Raw genomic sequence first — 16,271 nt, 5'->3', positions numbered from 1 at the left:
GCCCCGCCAGGACCCCGCGAAGCCCCGCAGGGCCCACGCGCGGTCCCAGCCCTTCCCATCTGACACCCCGTCAGCTCCAATGGAAGGGTGATGGGACACGCAGCCATGGCAGCCACCGCCGTCCGGTATCTCCGGACCGCCGGCGCGCCCACGACCACCCGGCCCTACGACGCCCTCCCCCGACCCGAGCTACGGGCCGTCGCGGACGATGAGCGACCCCCGGTCGATCCGTGTGAGTTCCGCCGCGTACTCGGCCAGTTCGCGACCGGGGTCACCGTGGTCACCGCCTACGACGCGGGGACACCGGCCGGATTCGCCTGCCAGTCGTTCTCGTCGCTGTCGCTCGATCCGCCCCTGGTCGCCTTCATGGTCGCCCGGACTTCGACGACCTGGCCGCGCATCGCCCGCGCCGGGGTGTTCTGCGTCAACATCCTGGGCGCGGACCAGGGCGAGCTGTGCATGGGGTTCGCGGTGCGCGGGGCGGACAAGTTCGCCGGGGTGGCGTACGCTCCGGCGCCGGTGACCGGGTCGCCACTGCTCGCCGGCGTACCGGCCTGGGTGGACTGCACGATCCACGCCGTGCACACCGGGGGCGACCACCTGATCGTGGTGGGCCGGGTCGAGGCGCTGGGCGCCACCGATGGCGACGGGCCGCTGCTCTTCCACCGGGGCGCCTTCGGCCGCCTCGCACCGTGACCACAGCCTGGAGCCACCGCGCCGTAGCCACACGCGGGAGCCTCGCACCGTGACCACAGCCGGGGGCCACGGCGGCGCAGGAGGCGACCGGGTCCCGCGTCAGCCCCGGCCGAAGGTGAGCACCCCGCGCGCCACCCGCCCGTGGTGCGCGTCGTCCGCCGCCTTCGCGAAGTCCTCGATCGGATAGACCTCCGTCACCAGCTCGTCCAGCAGCAGCGCCCCGCGCCGGTACATGTCCGCGTACAGGGCGATGTCGTGCTGCGGACGCGACGAACCGTAGCGGCAGCCCAGTATCGACTTGTCGAGGAACATCGCCGCAGGCGGGAAGGTCGCCTCCGCCCCCGGCGCGGTCATCCCCAGCAGGATCGCCTGTCCGCCCCGGTCGAGCAGGTCCACCGCCTGCCGGACCAGCGCGGTCCGCCCCACACACTCGAAGACATGATCGGCACCGGTCGGCAGCACCTCCCGCACCCCGGCGGCCGACGCCAGGAAGTGCGTGGCGCCGAAGGTCCGCGCCATCTCCTCCTTCGCCGGGTTGGAGTCCACGGCGACGATGGTGGACGCGCCCGCGATCCGGGCGCCCTGGAGGACATTGAGCCCGATGCCACCGGCGCCGATGACCACCACGCTCTCGCCCCGGCCGACCTTGGCCCGGTTCAGTACGGCCCCGACCCCGGTCAGCACACCGCAGCCGATCAGCGCGGCCGACGTCAGCGGGACATCGTCCGGGATCCGCACCGCCTGCACGGCCTTGACGACCGTGCGCTCCGCGAAAGCGGAATTGGCGGCGAACTGGTGGACCGGTTCGCCACCGCGCGAGAAGGGGCGGCCCGGACGGCCGATCGCCTTCCGGCACAGCGTGGGCCGACCCCGGTCACAGTCGGCGCAGGCACCGCAATTGGCCAGCGTGGAGAGGGCCACATGGTCCCCGGGTCCGACGTGTCCGACCCCCGGGCCCACCGCCTCCACCACTCCGGCGCCCTCGTGCCCGAGGACGACCGGCGCGGGAAACGGAATCGTCCCGTCGATCACCGAAAGATCGCTGTGACAGAGTCCGGCCGCCGCCATCGCGACCAGGACCTCCCCCGGCCCCGGGTCCCGTACCACCAGATCGTCCACGACCCGCGCCCGCGCGCCGTCGAAGAGAACGCCTCTCATCCCGTCTGCTCCTTCGGTAGCCCGAGCACCCGCTCGGCGATGATGGTGCGCTGGATCTCGTCCGAGCCGCCGTAGATCGTGTCGGCCCGGCTGAAGAGGAACAGGTGCTGGTCCGCGTCGAGTCCGTACGGTCGCTCGGGGCTCCAGTCGTACGGGCCGGTCGTGGCGCCCGCCCCCCGTACGGCCACGGCCAGCTCCCCCAGCCGCTGGTGCCAGCCGCCCCACAGCAGCTTGGCGACGCTGGGGGCGCCCGCGTCGCCCCCGGCGCCGAGGGTGCGCAGGGCGTTCCACCGCATGGTCCGCAGCTCGGCCCACTGGCGCACCAGCCGGTCCCTGAGTACGGGATCGTCCACCGCGCCACTCGCCACGGCGGCCCGGACCACCGCCGCCAGCTCCGCCCCGAACCCGATCTGCTGGACGAGGGTGGACACCCCGCGCTCCAGCGCGAGCAGCCCCATGGCGACGCGCCAGCCGTTGCCCTCACCGCCGACGAGATGCCCGGCACGGGCGGTGGCACCGTCGAAGAACACCTCGTTGAACTCGCTGGTACCGGTCATCTGCCGGATCGGGCGCACCTCGATCCGGCCGGGCTGGTCCATCGGTACGAGCAGGAACGACAGCCCCCGGTGGCGGGCCGAACCGGGCTCGGTCCGGGCGAGAACGAAGCACCAGTCCGCCTCCCGGGCCAGCGAGGTCCAGATCTTCTGGCCGCTGATCCGGTACGTGTCCCCGTCCCGCACGGCGGCGGTCCGCACGGCGGCGAGATCGGACCCGGCGCCGGGTTCGCTGTAGCCCTGGCACCACAGCTCGTCGCCCCGGGCGACCGGGGGCAGAAAACGGTCCCGCTGCGCCCGGTCGCCGAACTCGATCAGCGTCGGGGCGAGCAGATTCTCCCCGATGTGCCCGACCCGGGCGGGGGCCCCGGACCGGGCGTACTCCTCGGCCCAGACGACCTGTTGGGTGAGGCCGGCCGTCCGATTCCCGTACGAGCCGTCGCCCCAGCCGATCCCGATCCAGCCGCCGCGACCGAGTTCCCGCTCCCACTCCCGGGGGTCCTGATCGTGACAGTGACGCCGAAGCCAGTCCCGGGCCTCGGCGCGAAAGGTGCGGTCGTCGTCCATGCGGATCCTCCAACTCGCCCACTCCCACGCGCCGAGGCCGCGCGCCGCCCGCCAGCCTAAAGCAAATCTGACGCACCGTCAGTAGCTGGGAAGCAGGAGACGGGCCGGTCCGGACGCTCCCCGTGGTGGGGGTGGCGCCGGAGCAGCACCCGGCAGTCGACGGCCATCGATTCATCTCGGGCCCTGGTCGCCGCGTCCAATTCCCTGCGGAGCCGCTCGCACTCCGCGCACTCGTCCGATGTCGTCATTCGCCCATCTCCGAAAGGGACGCGCAGTGGGGGTGCGCCTGGATCTCCTCCGAGCACGCCAGGACACTGGCCAGATCACCGGCGCCCCGGCAGTTCTCCCGGTGCCGCGCCAGCGACCGGCAGAAGGTGCACCCGTCGACCGGCACCGGCTCCAGCCCCGCCTGCGCCGAGGCCATCCGGTCCCGGCGTTCCACCAGGGCGGAGTGCACGGTCTCGACCAGGCCGGGCGTCAGCTCGGCCCATCCGTCGCGGGGCGCCCCGTACGCCTTTATGCGGGCGTCCAATTCGGCGACGGTTTCCTCCTCGTATAGCGGATCGGTGCACATGACCGGGTGCCTTTCCCATTCGCGTTGCGTTAATGGCCTCTCTGGATCCACCATGGCCTCAGGCCAATTGGCGCACCACATCCCGATGTCCCAACTTCACTTTGGGGAAATGAGGTTCGAACGCTTATGCCAGCACGTCCACGCGCACTCACACCGGACAAGAGCGCCCGGCATTTATTCGGAGCGAAGTTACGAGCGGCTCGCGAAAGGGCCGTCGAACATCTGAGCCTGGGGGCACTCGGCGATATCGTGAACCTCTCGACCTCGCACCTGTCCCGGATCGAGAACGCGGATGTCATGCCGCCACCGGACCTCCCCGAGAAGCTGGACGCGGCGTTCGGGACCGACGGCATCTTCACCGAGCTGTACGCCCTCTGCGCCCGCGAGATCCACCCCGATCAGTTCCGACGCCGCATGGAACTTGAGGCGCGTGCCCGGCACATCCGGGAGTACAGCGGCCAATTGGTGCCGGGACTGCTCCAGACGGAGGCGTACGCGAAGGCGCAGTTCCGTGAGCACACGCCCCGGGCGACCGAGGCCGAGATTGAAGAGCTGCTGACAGCTCGAATGGCGCGGCAGGCACACATGCACCGGGAGGACGCACCGGAGCACTCATTCATCCTGGACGAGGGGGTTCTGCTGCGGTCCTTCGGCGGACCGGAGGTAATGCGCGAGCAGCTCGCACGACTTGCGACCACCACGTGCACCCCGCACGGCGTGATTCAGGTCCTGCCGTTCGCCTTCGGCGGCCACGCATTGATGGGCGGCCTGCTCAGCCTCCTGACACTCCCGGACGGTGCGATCGTGGCCTACGAGGAGAGCATCAACACCGGCACCCTCCTGGAAGAAACTCACCTCGTCGTCGACCGCCAGCGGGCTTACGATCGGCTGACAGCCCATGCGTGGTCGCCGGAGCAGACGGCGGCCCATATCCGGTCCCTGATGGAGGCGCTACCCACATGAGCATCATCCCCAGCCCGTCCGCGTGGCAGTGGGCCAAGTCCAGCTACAGCGGCAACGGCGGCAGCGCGTGCGTGGAGTGGGCGCCGACGTACGCGTCCGTTCACGGCGTCGTCCCGGTCCGGGACAGCAAGGTCGTCGACGGCCCGATACTCACTCTCACCCCCACCGCGTTCGCCGGACTCATCGAGTTCGCCCGCCACGCCGACGTGTAGGCACGCGACGCGGCGACCGTAGCCCGAACCACCCGACCTGCTCGACACAGCAGTGAAGGAGTACGCGCGTGACCAGTGACCGAGACCTTGACCAGGCCCGGTGGCGCAAGTCCAGCTACAGCGGCGCGAGCGGGGGGAGCTGCCTGGAGATCTGCGAAGACGTCCCCGGGGTGGTTCCGGTCCGGGACAGCAAGGTCCCCCACGGCCCGGTGCTCACCCTCACCCCCACCGCGTTCGCCGGACTGATCAACCTCGCCCGGCACGCCGACGTGTAGTTCCCGCCGTGGAGCCCCGCCTCAAGGGTGGGGCTCCACCGCACAGGCGCCCCACCCGGGCGCCTCCTACGCGTTCGGCCGCTCCCCCGACGCCGCCGCCCGGCCCATCTCCTCCAGCCGCTGGAGCATCGGCATCGGGTCCACCCCCACCGTGCCCGGCAGGAATTCCGCGATCCGCTCCGGGGTCCAGCCGCCCTCCGCGTATCCGGCGCGCAGCTCCCTCGGCTGGGCCCAGACCGCGATCTTCGGGCCGGCGATCGTGTAGACCTGGCCGGTGATCTCCCGGGCCCGGTCCGAGAGCAGGTAGACGACCAGGGCCGCCACGTCCTCCGGCTCGCCGATCTCCGTCAGCTCCATGGGCACATTGGCCGACATCCGAGTGCGGGCGACCGGGGCGACGGCGTTCGCGGTCACGCCGTACTTGTGCAGACCGAGCGCCGCGCTGCGGGTCAGCGAGATGATGCCGCCCTTGGCCGCCGAGTAGTTGGCCTGCGAGACCGAGCCCTGGTGGTTGCCGCTGGTGAAGCCGATCAGGGTGCCCGACTTCTGCTTGCGCATCACCGCCGACGCCGCCCGGAAGACCGTGAAGGTGCCCTTCAGATGGGTCGCTATGACCGGGTCCCACTCGTCCTCGGTCATATTGAAGAGCATCCGCTCCCGCAGGATCCCGGCGACGCAGACGACCCCGTCGAGCCGCCCGTACTCCGCGAGCGCGGTGTCCACCAGCCGTTGCCCCCCGGCCATGGTGGCGATGTCATCGGCGACGGCGACGGCGGCGCCGCCCGCCGCCTCGATCTCCTTGACGACCTCCGCCGCCACCTCGGAGGCCGGTTCGCCGCCCTCGATGGAGACGCCGTAGTCGTTGACGACGACACGCGCCCCGGCGGCCGCCGCCGCCAGCGCGACCGCGCGTCCGATGCCCCGGCCCGCGCCGGTCACGGCGATGACCTTGCCTGCCAAGAAGTTCCCCATACCCGGCCCTTCCGGTGGTTTCTGACGGACCGTTAGATTTAAGGTCAGGCGGACGCCCGAGCACAACCCCCAGGAGGCCCCAGCGCGATGCCACTGCCACCGGAGTTCCACGAGATCGCCAAACGCGTCAACAACTGGGGCCGTTGGGGCGAGGCCGACGAGATCGGCACGCTCAATCTGATCACCGACGACGTCGTACGGGACGCCGCCGCCACCGTCCGCACCGGCCGCCGCGTCCCGCTCGCGCTGCCGCTCCAGCAGGACGGCGTCCAGACCGGCATCGTGCCGGGCCGGGTGAACCCGCTGCACACGATGACGCAGATCAACTACGAGATGTTCGGCCCGGGGACGGTCGCCATCAGCGATGACGCCGTGACCATGGGGCTCCAGGCGGCGACGCACTGGGACGCGCTCACCCATGTCTCGCACTCGGGGGTGATCTACAACGGCCGCCCGGCGGACACGGTCACCGCGCACGCCGGCGCCCGCTTCAGCGGTATCGACAAGGCCCCGTACATCGTCTCCCGGGGCGTACTCCTCGACGTCGCCCGCGCCAAGGGCCTGGACCGGCTGCCCGCGGACCATGCGGTGAGCCCGGAGGATCTGGACGAGGCGGCGGAGTTCGGCCGGGTCACCGTCGCACCCGGCGACATCGTGCTCGTACGGACCGGGCAGGTGCAGGTCTTTCTGGCGGGCGACCGGCAGGGTTACGGATTCCCGTCACCCGGGCTCTCCGTCCACACCCCCGAGTGGTTCCACGCCCACGGTGTCGCGGCGGTCGCCAACGACACCCTGACGTTCGAGATCATCCCGCCCGAGATCGAGGGTCTCTGGCTGCCGGTCCACGCGCTCCATCTGGTCGAGATGGGGATGATCCAGGGCCAGAACTGGAATCTCGAAAAGTTGTCCACAGCCTGTGCACAAGAAAAGCGTCACGCGTTTCTGCTCTCGGCCATGCCGGAGCCCTTCATCGGCGGGACGGGGACCCCCGTGGCCCCCGTCGCCGTCTTCTAGCACCCGCGAAGCGCCGTAACGGAACCCACCAAGCGCCAGCGGAGCCCGCGAAGCGCACGGACAAGGCCCCGCGGAGAGGAGACTCAAGCGCGCCCGGAGGAGCTACCGCCGCGCCGCGGCGAAGCCGCGGGCCACCACGCGCTCGTACGCCGTCTCCGGCGCGCCCCGGTCCACCTCGCACCAGATGGACTTCCCCGAGCCCTCCGGCCGCCAGCCCCACCGGTCGGCGAGTCCGTCGACCAGCTCCAGGCCCCGGCCATTGGTGTCGTCACCGTCGGCGTGGCGCTGCTTCGGGGGACGCGAGCAGTTGTCGGCGACCTCGACCCGGACGGTCCCGGCCTCGACCACGCCCGCGCCGAACACCATCCGCAGCACGGCAGGACAGCCGGTGTGGACGACGGCGTTGGTGACCAGCTCCGAGATCAGCAGGATCAGGGTCTCGGCCAGCGGTTCGCCGTCCACTATCCCCGACCCGAGGAGTCGCGAACGGGCCCATCTACGGGCTCGTCCCACCTCCGCGGGATCGGGACCGACCTCCAACTGAACCTGGAGCACCTGCACCGCTCACACCATCCGAACCGGCGGACACATCGCCTCACGCCTCGACTGGGTCATCGACCTCGACCAGGTCACTGAACGTGACACCCTTGCGAGACAGCATGGTTGACGTACAGTCACCGCAACAAGCACTTCGGGCATATTCCAGCGCGAAGGAGTACCCGTGGTCCATACTGTGCGACGCCCGTTGCGGGGAGTCGAACAGAGGCTCGCGGCCTGCTTGGCCAGGGAACTCGTCACGACTCGCATCTCACGGAGGGTACCGGAGCCGGGCCCTCCGGGGGGCCTGTGACGGACTGTCGAAGGACACAACCCGGTATCGACGCTCAGTGACACACCGCCGGTATGTCAGGGAAGCGGGGCAATACGGAGCGCTTCCGCCTGTATCTCCTCCGCCTCCGTAGCGGTGGGCCACATCCGGGCCCGTACCCACGCCCGTTTGAGATGCGGATGGACGTCCGCCTCCCAGGTGAATCCCATCCCCCCGTACGCCTGGAGACAGTCGCGGGCGTTGCGCACCGCGGCGTCGTCGGCGAGGAGTTTGGCCCCGGCGATCTCGGTGACGTCCTCGGTGACGGCGGCGGCGTAGACGGCCGCGCGGGCCAGCTCGGTGCGGACCAGCATCTCGGCACAGAGGTGCTGTACGGCCTGGAAGGCGCCGATGGGCCGCCCGAACTGCTCGCGCTCCTTGGCGTACCGCACGGCCATCGCGGTGGTGCGGTCGGCGCTGCCGAGCTGCTCGGCGGCGGTCAGCAGGGCGGCGTACGGATCAGGGGCGGTGAGCGGGGCAAGGGCGGCGTACGAGTCGGCCGCGGTCAGCGGACGGGCGCACGGATCAGGGGCGGTCAGCGGACGGGGGGACGGATCGGGGGTGCCGGGGCCCGGGACCCGGTGCAGCGGGGTGAGCGGATCGACGGACCGCAGGGGGACGGCTCCGGTGGCGTCCCCCAGGACGTGGTCGGCGGCGTCCAACCAGGGCACCAGACCCCCGTCGACCCGGGTGACGACCCGCTCGCCGTCCGCCGCCCCCTCGATCACGCCCGCCGCCAGGTGGGTGGCGACGAGCGGCCCCGGCAGCAGCACCCGGCCGGCCTCCTCGAAGACGACGACGGCCGCCACCGCCCCGAGCCCCACCCCGCCGCGCTCCTCCGGCAGCCGCAGGGCGAAGAACCCGGCGTCCCCGAGGGCCCGCCACAGCGCCCTGTCGAGCGTGCCGGGACGCTCCAGCGCCTCGCGCAGGGCCTCCGGCGGCCAGACCCGGGCGAGCAGCTCCCGGGTCCCGGCGCGTAGCGCCCGCTGGTCGTCCGTCAGCCGGAAGTCCATCTCAACCGCCCCCCTTGAGAGCCTTCGGCAGGCCGAGGACGCGCTCGGCGACGATGTTCCGCTGGATCTGCGAGGTACCGGCGGCGATGGTGTACGAGAGCGAGGAGAGCCGGTCCAGGGTCCAGGCGTGGTCGAGGTCGAGCGCCTCGGGGCCGAGGACGTCCGCCGCCGCCTCGTACAGCTCCTGGCGCGCGTGTGAGTAGCGCAGCTTGAAGACGGAGCCGCCGACGCCGGGCACCCCGGAGGACGACGCCTGCGCCTCGCTGACGTTGGACTGGATGAGTCGCCACAGGGCCAGGAACTCCGCGCGCAGCCCGCCCAGCCGGCGGCGGAGCGCGGGATCGTCCCAGCGGCCGTTGGCGCGTGCCAGGGCGGCCAGCTCGCCCAGGGTGCGCCGGCAGGCGACGACCTCGCCGACGAACGCCGTGCCCCGCTCGAAGGAGAGGGTGACCATGGTGACCCGCCAGCCGTCGTGTTCGGCGCCGACCCGGTTGGCGACCGGTACCCGGACCTCGTCGAGGAACATCTCGGCGAACTCCGTCGAGCCCGCGAGCGTCCGCAGCGGTCGTACGGTGACCCCGGGCGCGTCCATCGGCATCGCGAGCCAGCTGATGCCCCGGTGCCGGGGGGCCGTCGGATCGGTGCGGACCAGCAGTTCGCACCAGTCGGCGACCTCCGCGTGCGAGGTCCAGATCTTGGTGCCGGAGACCACGTAGCTGTCGCCGTCGCGCACCGCCCGGGTCCGCAGGGAGGCCAGGTCGGAGCCCGCGTCCGGTTCACTGAAGCCCTGGCACCAGATCTCGTCGCCGCGCAGGATCGGCCCGAGCCAGCGCTGCCGCTGCTCGGGCGTCCCCTCGGCGGCGATCGTCGGTCCGGCGTGCAGCAGCCCGACGAAGTTGGCGCCCACATAGGGCGCGCCGGCCAGCTCGGTCTCCTCCAGGAAGATCAGCCGCCGGGTGGGGGAGGCGTCCTGGTGCAGTTCGGCGTAGCCCGCGTCGTACAGCATCCGCTGCCAGGCGGTGTCGTACGCGCGCCGGCCGGGCCAGTCGTCGGGGGACGGCCGGGGTGCCAGCTTCGGCAGGGTGGTGCGGAGCCATGCGCGGAGCCGGCCGCGGAACGCCTCGTCCGCCGCGCTGTGGGTGAGATCCATCCACTACCGTCCCCGGCCGAGATCCGGCATCCCGCCCCGGCCGAGATCCGGCATCCCGCCCCGGCCGGGATCCGGCAGCCGCCCCGGGACCCGGTCGCGGTCCAGATCGAGGCCGAGCATCCGGATCGCGTTGCCCCGCATCAGCTTGTAGACCGTCTCGTCGTCCAGCCCCTTCACATGGTCGAGGGCGACCTCCTTGGTGTGCGGGAAGGTCGAGTCGACATGGGGATAGTCGGTCTCGAAGGTGGCGTTGTCCCGGCCGACGACGTCGAGGGAGGCGATGCCGTGTTTATCGCGGAAGAAGCAGCAGAACATCTGCCGGTAGTAGTACGTGGACGGGGGTTCGGGGATCAGGTCCCGCACCCCGCCCCAGGCCCGGTGCTCCGCCCAGACGTCGTCGGCGCGCTCCAAGGCGTACGGGATCCAGCCCATCTGGCCCTCGCTGTAGGCGAGCTTCAGCGTCGGGTACTTGACCAGCACTCCGCTGAAGAGGAAGTCCATCATCGACGCCATGGCGTTGTTGAAGCTCAGTGACGCCTGGACGGCGGGCGGGGCGTCCGGGGACGCGGCCGGCATCTGGGAGGAGGACCCGATGTGCATATTGACGACCGTGCCGGTCTCCTGGCAGATCGCGAAGAAGGGGTCCCAGTGGCCGGAGTGGATCGAGGGCAGCCCGAGGTGGGTGGGGATCTCCGAGAAGGTCACCGCCCGGACGCCGCGCGCCGCGTTCCGCTTGATCTCGGCGACGGCGAGGTCGATGTCCCAGAGCGGGATGATGCAGAGCGGGATCAGCCGGCCGGCGCTGTCCCCGCACCACTCCTCCACCATCCAGTCGTTGTAGGCGCGCACACAGGCGAGCGCGACCTCCTTGTCCTGGGCCTCGGCGAAGGTCTGGCCGCAGAACCGGGGGAAGGTCGGGAAGCACAGGGACGCCTCGACGTGGTTGAGGTCCATATCGGCGAGGCGGGCCTTCGGGTCCCAGCAGCCCCGGCGCATCTCCTCGCGGGTGATGCCCTCCAGGGTCATCTCGTCGCGGTCGAAGCCGACGGCGGCGATGTTCCGCTTGTACGGGAATTTAAGGTCCTCGTAGATCCACCAGTCGGTGGGCGGCCCGTCGGGGTCCATGGTGATCCGGTACTTCCCGGCGACATAGGCCAGCTCGCCGATGCCCGCGGTGAGCGGTCGCGGTCCCCGTTCGCGGTACTTCGCCGGGAGCCAGGTCTCGAAGAGGTGCGCGGGTTCGATGACATGGTCGTCGACGCTGACGATCCGAGGAAGTTCGGCCATGGGGTGCCCTCCGCCGTGCCGTTCCCTGAATGCCGGATCTGATGACCCGTCAGAAATCAGGCTAGCCCCCGCGCCTCTGGACCGACAAGCCGGTGGACCCTACGCTCTCGGTCATGCCTGACGATCCGTCAGGTCAACGGAGACCAGGGAGGCGTACGGGCATGGACGAGACCGCGCACGCGCTCGGCACCGCACCCACCCTGTGGGAACTCATCCGGCGCCGGGCCGGGCTCACCCCCGACCGTCCCGTACTCCTCCAGGGCGACCGCGTCCTCACCTTCGCCGGACTGCGGGACCGCGCCGAACGCGTCGCCGCGGGCCTCCACGCACGCGGCGTACGCCCCGGCACCGTCGTCGCCTGGCAGCTCCCGACCCGGATCGAGACGGTGCTGCTGTCGGCCGCCCTCGCCCGCATCGGCGCCGTACAGTCGCCGATCATCCCCTTCCACCGGGACCGGGAGGTCGGCTTCGCCCTGCGCGAGTCGAAGGCCGAGTTCTTCGCCGTACCGGGCGAGTGGCGCGGCTTCGACCACACCGCGATGGCCGGCCGGCTCGGCGCGCGCGGTGTCTTCGAGGCGTACGACGACCTCCCGTCGGGCGACCCGTCGGTCCTGCCCCCGCCGCCCGCCGCCGGCACGGACGTCCGCTGGATCTACTGGACCTCCGGCACCACATCGGACCCCAAGGGCGTCCTCCACACCGACCGCTCCCTGATCGCCGGCGGCTCCTGCCTGGCCCACGCGCTCCGGCTGACGGCGGACGACGTCGGATCGATCGCCTTCCCCTTCGCCCACATCGGCGGCGCCGACTACCTGGTGATGCTGCTGCTCTACGGGTTCCCCGCCGTCGCCTTCGAGAAGTTCGCCCTGCCGGACGCACTGGACGAGCTCCGCGCGCACGGCGTGACCACGGCGGGCGGTTCGACGGCCTTCTACTCCATGTTCCTCGCCGCGCAGCGCGAACGGCCGGACCGGAAGCTGATCCCGACCCTGCGCCTCCTCGCCGGCGGCGGCGCCCCGAAACCGCCCGAGCTGTACCACGCGGTCGTACGGGAGCTGGGCTGCCGGCTCACCCACGGCTACGGCATGACCGAAGTGCCGATGATCACGATGGGCTCGCCCGACGACACCCCGGAGAACCTGGCCACCACGGAGGGCAGACCGCCGCCCGGGATGGAGATCCGCGTGGTGGACGGCGAGATACGGCTCCGGGGCGAGGCGGTCTGCCAGGGGTATCTGGACCCGGCGCAGACGGCGGCCGTCTTCGACGCCGACGGGTTCCTGCGCACGGGGGACCTCGGGCACCTGACCGGGAGCGGCCACCTGGTGCTGACGGGCCGGCTCAAGGACGTGATCATCCGCAAGGGCGAGAACATCTCGGCGCAGGAGATCGAGGACCTGCTCCACACCCACCCCGGCGTCGGGGACGCGGCCGTCGTCGGACTCCCGGACGAGGCCCGGGGCGAACTCGTCTGTGCGGTGGTGGAACGGGCCCCCGGTGCCGAGCCGCCGACGCTGGCCGGGCTGACCGCCTTCCTCCGGGCCGCGGGACTCGCCCCGTACAAACTCCCGGAACGGCTGGAGGTGGTGACGGAGCTGCCCCGCAACGACACGCTCCGGAAGGTGCTCAAGTACAGACTGCGCGAGCGGTTCGGTCAGGGGCGCCCGGCGGAGCGCCCCTGACCGGGCGGGATGTTCAGGACCAGCCTGGAGAGAAGTGGTTCAGGGCCGTCGTCAGCAGCTCCCGCTGGAAGGGCGACCTGTCATCGGGCGCACAGCCCAGGACCGCGTACATGGTCCCGCCCTTCGCCGTGAAGACGCGCTCGATGCACTCCCGGACGCCCACCGTCTTCGCGTCGTCGTACGCGTAGTGCAACTCGGCCGCGTCACCGGCCGGGTTCTCCGGGCCGCCGCGCACCGATCCGATGCTCAACTCCCGGAAATTACTGCTCCGCCTCTCCACATTGACGGAGGTCACCTCCACCGCCTGGAGCGAGGTCATACCGCCTTCGCCGACCGTGAAGATCTGGAGCAGGCTGAGCTTGTCCGGGGAGTGGTAGAACACCCCCTGCGCGGTGCTGGAGCGGGTCCAGCCCTCCGGGACGCCGAGGGAGAAGCCCTTCGCGTCCGCCGCGACGCGGTAGCCGGCCGGCGGTGCGCCGGGGGTTCCCGCGTCGGAACCGGCCGTCGGGGACATGCTCTCCGAGGGCGAGTCCGACGGCGACTCCGAGAGCGCATCCGACGGGGGCTCGGAAGGCTCCACCGACTCGGAAACGCCATCGGACTCGATCGACTCGGTGGAGGGGTCCCAGGTCTCCGTATCCGGTTCGTACGGTGTGCTCGGGGCGCCCGACGAGCCCGACTTCCCCTCGGACCTGTCGTCGCCACCGGTCGTCGCGACCCAGGTCGTGATACCGGCCACGGCCAGCACCGCGACCACGGCGAACACGATGATCTGCGGCCGACCGAGCTGGGCGGGACCGGGCTGCCCCGGGTACGGATCGGCGTGCCGGGTCACCTCCCGCCGCGAGTCCGGGTCCGAGCCCTTCGGCGCGAACTGCGGTCGCGGCGGCGGTGGCGGGACATACGCCAACCGCTTCTCGCCCTGGTGCCAGCGCTGCGCTTCCGCGTCCCACCGCGGAACGTCTCCGGCCACGGCGTCAGCCCCTCAGCAGCGCGGAGACGGACTCACTGACGGCGAGGCCCGAAGCGAGCCCCGACACCAGGCCGCCCGCGGTGAGCAGGGAGTCCCGCAGGCGGACCAGCCGTCCCCGGTCCGCCGAGCCGGACGCGGTGATCTCGTCCTCGGTGGAGACGAGTTCGCCCTCCAGGACCTCCGTGGCCTCGGTGGCGACGAACCGTCCGAGATCCGCGCGCAGCTCGCGCACCGCCTGCAGCAGCTCCTGCTGGGTGACGGCGCCCTGGCCGGTGTCGGGCGCGTTGTTGACGGTCGCCGAACCGCCCTTGCCGAAGGCGAAGGCGCTGTTGGGCGCGTGACCGATATGGACCCCCGGGCGCTGCTCGTCCTCGCGGCCGCCGTTAGCTGTCGTCATCACTCGCTCCCCTGTTGGTGGTGTCGGCACTGCTCGTGGTGTTGGTGGTGGTGGCGGTGGACTGGTCACCGAAGCCGAAGGCACTGTTGTTCGCCGAGTCGATGTAGACACCGCCGCTGACGTTGATGACCTTCTGCTCGAACTCGGCCGTCTGCCAGCCCGCGTCGAAGAGCGCGACCTTGACCCCGCCCGCCACCCGGTCCTGGATGCTCTTCAGATAGCGCATGACGTCCATGTCCTGGAAGAGCGAGACCTCGGAGTCGGCGCCGATCTCACGGATGGAGAGCGCGGGCCCGTCCGGCAGCGCGCCGGCGTGGCCTCCGGTGGCCAGCTCCCGGACACTGCCGAGATAGCGGCCCACGGTGAGCAGGCACTGCCCCAGCGACCCCGGTGCATGGCTTACCGCCCAACTGGCCTTGCCGAGAACGCTGTTGTTCAGATACTGGTGCGCCTGCCGCTCCGCCTCACGGAACCCCCGGTCCACCGGCGGCAGCACATGCGGGGCGACCTCCAGCATCAGCATCCCGCCCTGGGTGTGCACCCGGACGAAGATGGTCACGACGACCTCCTCCTCCCAGCCACCGACCCTGATCCGCAGGAAGTGCCGGCGTGCCTCGCCGCCCTCCTCCACGGACGCCGCGCGGTGCTCCGCGAAACCGTCCTCGTCGTACGGGGCGCCGGAGCGGCTGCTGATGCCGTCGGCCGGGAGGAAGACGCACTCGTCGATCCGCAGCTCGCGCAGCCGGTCCCGGACCGCCTCGGCGGCCTCGGGGGAGCCATGGGCCGAGGGTTCCCTGAGGTCGCCGACCAGCTTCCGGACCCGCTCCAGGATGGCCCGGTTGTCGACGGGGTCCGGCTTGCGGTCCTTGCGGGGCCGCAGCTCCACGGCGAGCGTCCAGGTCTGGATGGCCGCGCCGGAGCCCCGGAACGGATTCGCCGTGTGGTACATGACCATCGGCGAGTGCTGCTCATGACGGATGAGGGCCTTGAGCCGCTCGACACGACCGCCGGGCGCGTTCTCGGCCGGGTCGGCGGCGACATGCGGGAACCGGGCGGCCGACAGCGGGCCCAGCATCACCAACGCCGACTGATGGCGCTGCAACCCGACACCGACGGCGACCAGGACGAAGAGGAAGAGGGTCAGCCAGGCGAGCCCGCCACCGCCCCCGCCGGACGGCAGCAGGTCCCCGAACAACTCGCCACCGGGCAGCAGCTCCGCCGTATCGTCTCCGGAGCCGTCCCCGGAGACCTCGTCGTCCTCACCGGGCAGCCCGATCAGCACCAACGTGACCAGCATGATGAACAGCCCGAGCCGGCCGTACCAGCGCACCACGAACGCCGCGGCCCGACGGAGCAGATGCGGCCGGTCCGACCGGCCCCTGATCCACGGGGCGAGGGCCAGCAGCACACAGGGGAGCAGAAGCAGCAGGATCAGGCCCTTGGTGAGGGGGATCGCCAGCATCCACAGGACCAGAGTGGCGAGGGCCCAGCCGAGTTCGAGCCGGCGGGCGTACAGGGCGTGCGCGAGAACACGGCCCGCGTCGAACCCGAACGAGGGGGCGGTGAACCGCTCCTCGTGGACATACAGCTCATCGATGACCGCTGTCCGGAAACGGCCGTCGATATGGGCACCGGCGCAGAGCAGTCGACATGCCTCGCTCGCCGCGGGCTCCACCGGGGCCCTGCCCCGGGTTCGTTCATGGTCTCGGTCGGGTTGTCCGGGTAACGCGATCCGGGTCACGGTCCCTCCGTTCCACGCCCCCACGCCGGTGGGGACGTTGGCGCTGTGAGGGCTGGAATCGTAAGGCATACCGGAGCGGCTCAGGGGGCGCTTTACACAGAACGCCCCCGGTATATACCGAGGGCGTTCACGGATACGGATATGTGTATGAGTAGGGGTACGAAGCGTCCCCGCC

At 71.2% G+C, this 16,271-nt stretch carries 17 protein-coding genes; 6 read left to right on the top strand and 11 right to left on the bottom strand.

Annotation, left to right across the window (positions count from 1 at the left end; all coding sequences use genetic code 11):
• Window positions 1-105 precede the first annotated feature (105 nt).
• Window positions 106-696 carry a flavin reductase family protein gene (locus ACH4S7_RS07200; RefSeq protein ID WP_398520690.1) on the top strand — a complete coding sequence of 197 codons (591 nt, stop codon included), beginning with the start codon at window positions 106-108 and terminating at the stop codon, window positions 694-696.
• 99 nt (window positions 697-795) lie between these two features.
• Here the strand turns inward: ACH4S7_RS07200 and ACH4S7_RS07195 are convergent, their stop codons facing one another.
• From ACH4S7_RS07195 to ACH4S7_RS07185, 3 genes are all read right to left on the bottom strand, one after another.
• Window positions 796-1,854, bottom strand: a complete 1,059-nt coding sequence (locus tag ACH4S7_RS07195) for a Zn-dependent alcohol dehydrogenase (RefSeq protein WP_398520123.1) — start codon at window positions 1,852-1,854, stop codon at window positions 796-798.
• Window positions 1,851-2,975 carry an acyl-CoA dehydrogenase family protein gene (locus ACH4S7_RS07190; RefSeq protein WP_398520122.1) on the bottom strand — a complete coding sequence of 375 codons (1,125 nt, stop codon included), beginning with the start codon at window positions 2,973-2,975 and terminating at the stop codon, window positions 1,851-1,853. The genes ACH4S7_RS07195 and ACH4S7_RS07190 overlap by 4 nt, the downstream gene beginning before the upstream one ends.
• Window positions 2,976-3,219: 244 nt before the next feature.
• Window positions 3,220-3,549, bottom strand: coding sequence for a hypothetical protein (locus tag ACH4S7_RS07185; protein ID WP_398520121.1), 330 nt, complete (start codon window positions 3,547-3,549; stop codon window positions 3,220-3,222).
• Between the two features lie 126 nt (window positions 3,550-3,675).
• Here ACH4S7_RS07185 and ACH4S7_RS07180 point away from each other — a divergent pair, with 126 nt between their 5' ends.
• From ACH4S7_RS07180 to ACH4S7_RS07170, 3 genes are all read left to right on the top strand, one after another.
• Window positions 3,676-4,512 carry a Scr1 family TA system antitoxin-like transcriptional regulator gene (locus ACH4S7_RS07180; RefSeq protein WP_398520120.1) on the top strand — a complete coding sequence of 279 codons (837 nt, stop codon included), beginning with the start codon at window positions 3,676-3,678 and terminating at the stop codon, window positions 4,510-4,512.
• Window positions 4,509-4,724, top strand: coding sequence for a DUF397 domain-containing protein (locus ACH4S7_RS07175; RefSeq protein WP_398520119.1), 216 nt, complete (start codon window positions 4,509-4,511; stop codon window positions 4,722-4,724). The genes ACH4S7_RS07180 and ACH4S7_RS07175 overlap by 4 nt, the downstream gene beginning before the upstream one ends.
• A gap of 68 nt (window positions 4,725-4,792) precedes the next feature.
• Entirely contained in the window at window positions 4,793-4,999 is a 207-nt protein-coding gene (locus ACH4S7_RS07170) for a DUF397 domain-containing protein (protein ID WP_398520118.1), read from the top strand.
• A 66-nt stretch (window positions 5,000-5,065) separates the two neighbouring features.
• Here ACH4S7_RS07170 and ACH4S7_RS07165 read toward each other — a convergent pair whose 3' ends face one another.
• Window positions 5,066-5,971 (bottom strand): SDR family oxidoreductase, encoded by a 906-nt coding sequence (locus ACH4S7_RS07165; protein ID WP_398520117.1) that lies wholly within the window; start codon window positions 5,969-5,971, stop codon window positions 5,066-5,068.
• An 87-nt stretch (window positions 5,972-6,058) separates the two neighbouring features.
• Between ACH4S7_RS07165 and ACH4S7_RS07160 the strand changes: the two genes are divergently transcribed.
• Window positions 6,059-6,985 carry a cyclase family protein gene (locus ACH4S7_RS07160; protein ID WP_398520116.1) on the top strand — a complete coding sequence of 309 codons (927 nt, stop codon included), beginning with the start codon at window positions 6,059-6,061 and terminating at the stop codon, window positions 6,983-6,985.
• Between the two features lie 102 nt (window positions 6,986-7,087).
• Here ACH4S7_RS07160 and ACH4S7_RS07155 read toward each other — a convergent pair whose 3' ends face one another.
• From ACH4S7_RS07155 to ACH4S7_RS07140, 4 genes are all read right to left on the bottom strand, one after another.
• Window positions 7,088-7,546 carry an ATP-binding protein gene (locus ACH4S7_RS07155; protein ID WP_398520115.1) on the bottom strand — a complete coding sequence of 153 codons (459 nt, stop codon included), beginning with the start codon at window positions 7,544-7,546 and terminating at the stop codon, window positions 7,088-7,090.
• A 345-nt stretch (window positions 7,547-7,891) separates the two neighbouring features.
• A complete protein-coding gene (locus ACH4S7_RS07150) occupies window positions 7,892-8,866 on the bottom strand; it encodes an acyl-CoA dehydrogenase family protein (protein WP_398520114.1) in 975 nt (324 codons plus the stop codon).
• Between the two features lies 1 nt (window position 8,867).
• Window positions 8,868-10,016: an acyl-CoA dehydrogenase family protein gene (locus ACH4S7_RS07145; RefSeq protein ID WP_398520113.1), complete on the bottom strand. Its 1,149-nt coding sequence runs from the start codon at window positions 10,014-10,016 to the stop codon at window positions 8,868-8,870.
• Between the two features lie 3 nt (window positions 10,017-10,019).
• Window positions 10,020-11,303, bottom strand: a complete 1,284-nt coding sequence (locus ACH4S7_RS07140) for an amidohydrolase family protein (protein ID WP_398520112.1) — start codon at window positions 11,301-11,303, stop codon at window positions 10,020-10,022.
• 161 nt (window positions 11,304-11,464) lie between these two features.
• Between ACH4S7_RS07140 and ACH4S7_RS07135 the strand changes: the two genes are divergently transcribed.
• A complete protein-coding gene (locus tag ACH4S7_RS07135) occupies window positions 11,465-12,985 on the top strand; it encodes a class I adenylate-forming enzyme family protein (RefSeq protein ID WP_398520111.1) in 1,521 nt (506 codons plus the stop codon).
• 13 nt (window positions 12,986-12,998) lie between these two features.
• Here the strand turns inward: ACH4S7_RS07135 and ACH4S7_RS07130 are convergent, their stop codons facing one another.
• Genes ACH4S7_RS07130 through ACH4S7_RS07120 form a run of 3 tightly spaced genes read right to left on the bottom strand, consistent with a single transcriptional unit; the run spans window position 12,999 to window position 16,030 of the window.
• Window positions 12,999-13,958, bottom strand: a complete 960-nt coding sequence (locus ACH4S7_RS07130; protein WP_398520110.1) for a hypothetical protein — start codon at window positions 13,956-13,958, stop codon at window positions 12,999-13,001.
• A 4-nt stretch (window positions 13,959-13,962) separates the two neighbouring features.
• Window positions 13,963-14,355 carry a hypothetical protein gene (locus ACH4S7_RS07125; protein WP_398520109.1) on the bottom strand — a complete coding sequence of 131 codons (393 nt, stop codon included), beginning with the start codon at window positions 14,353-14,355 and terminating at the stop codon, window positions 13,963-13,965.
• Window positions 14,342-16,030, bottom strand: a complete 1,689-nt coding sequence (locus ACH4S7_RS07120; protein WP_398520108.1) for a hypothetical protein — start codon at window positions 16,028-16,030, stop codon at window positions 14,342-14,344. Before ACH4S7_RS07120 ends, ACH4S7_RS07125 begins: the two co-directional genes overlap by 14 nt.
• Window positions 16,031-16,271 lie beyond the last annotated feature (241 nt).

The organism is Streptomyces sp. NPDC020965 (assembly GCF_044333555.1).
In the GTDB taxonomy this organism is placed as follows: Bacteria; Actinomycetota; Actinomycetes; order Streptomycetales; family Streptomycetaceae; genus Streptomyces.
Note: the sequence above shows the minus strand (reverse complement) of the source record. Positions and strands in the feature narration are given on the sequence as shown.

Coding starts and splice junctions, on each gene's coding strand:
- ACH4S7_RS07175 (WP_398520119.1), top strand. CDS start 4,509: ATGAGCATCATCCCCAGCCCGTCCGCGTGGCAGTGGGCCAAGTCCAGC.
- ACH4S7_RS07185 (WP_398520121.1), bottom strand. CDS start 3,549: ATGTGCACCGATCCGCTATACGAGGAGGAAACCGTCGCCGAATTGGAC.
- ACH4S7_RS07190 (WP_398520122.1), bottom strand. CDS start 2,975: ATGGACGACGACCGCACCTTTCGCGCCGAGGCCCGGGACTGGCTTCGG.
- ACH4S7_RS07195 (WP_398520123.1), bottom strand. CDS start 1,854: ATGAGAGGCGTTCTCTTCGACGGCGCGCGGGCGCGGGTCGTGGACGAT.
- ACH4S7_RS07160 (WP_398520116.1), top strand. CDS start 6,059: ATGCCACTGCCACCGGAGTTCCACGAGATCGCCAAACGCGTCAACAAC.
- ACH4S7_RS07140 (WP_398520112.1), bottom strand. CDS start 11,303: ATGGCCGAACTTCCTCGGATCGTCAGCGTCGACGACCATGTCATCGAA.
- ACH4S7_RS07165 (WP_398520117.1), bottom strand. CDS start 5,971: ATGGGGAACTTCTTGGCAGGCAAGGTCATCGCCGTGACCGGCGCGGGC.
- ACH4S7_RS07145 (WP_398520113.1), bottom strand. CDS start 10,016: ATGGATCTCACCCACAGCGCGGCGGACGAGGCGTTCCGCGGCCGGCTC.
- ACH4S7_RS07125 (WP_398520109.1), bottom strand. CDS start 14,355: ATGACGACAGCTAACGGCGGCCGCGAGGACGAGCAGCGCCCGGGGGTC.
- ACH4S7_RS07135 (WP_398520111.1), top strand. CDS start 11,465: ATGGACGAGACCGCGCACGCGCTCGGCACCGCACCCACCCTGTGGGAA.
- ACH4S7_RS07200 (WP_398520690.1), top strand. CDS start 106: ATGGCAGCCACCGCCGTCCGGTATCTCCGGACCGCCGGCGCGCCCACG.
- ACH4S7_RS07150 (WP_398520114.1), bottom strand. CDS start 8,866: ATGGACTTCCGGCTGACGGACGACCAGCGGGCGCTACGCGCCGGGACC.
- ACH4S7_RS07180 (WP_398520120.1), top strand. CDS start 3,676: ATGCCAGCACGTCCACGCGCACTCACACCGGACAAGAGCGCCCGGCAT.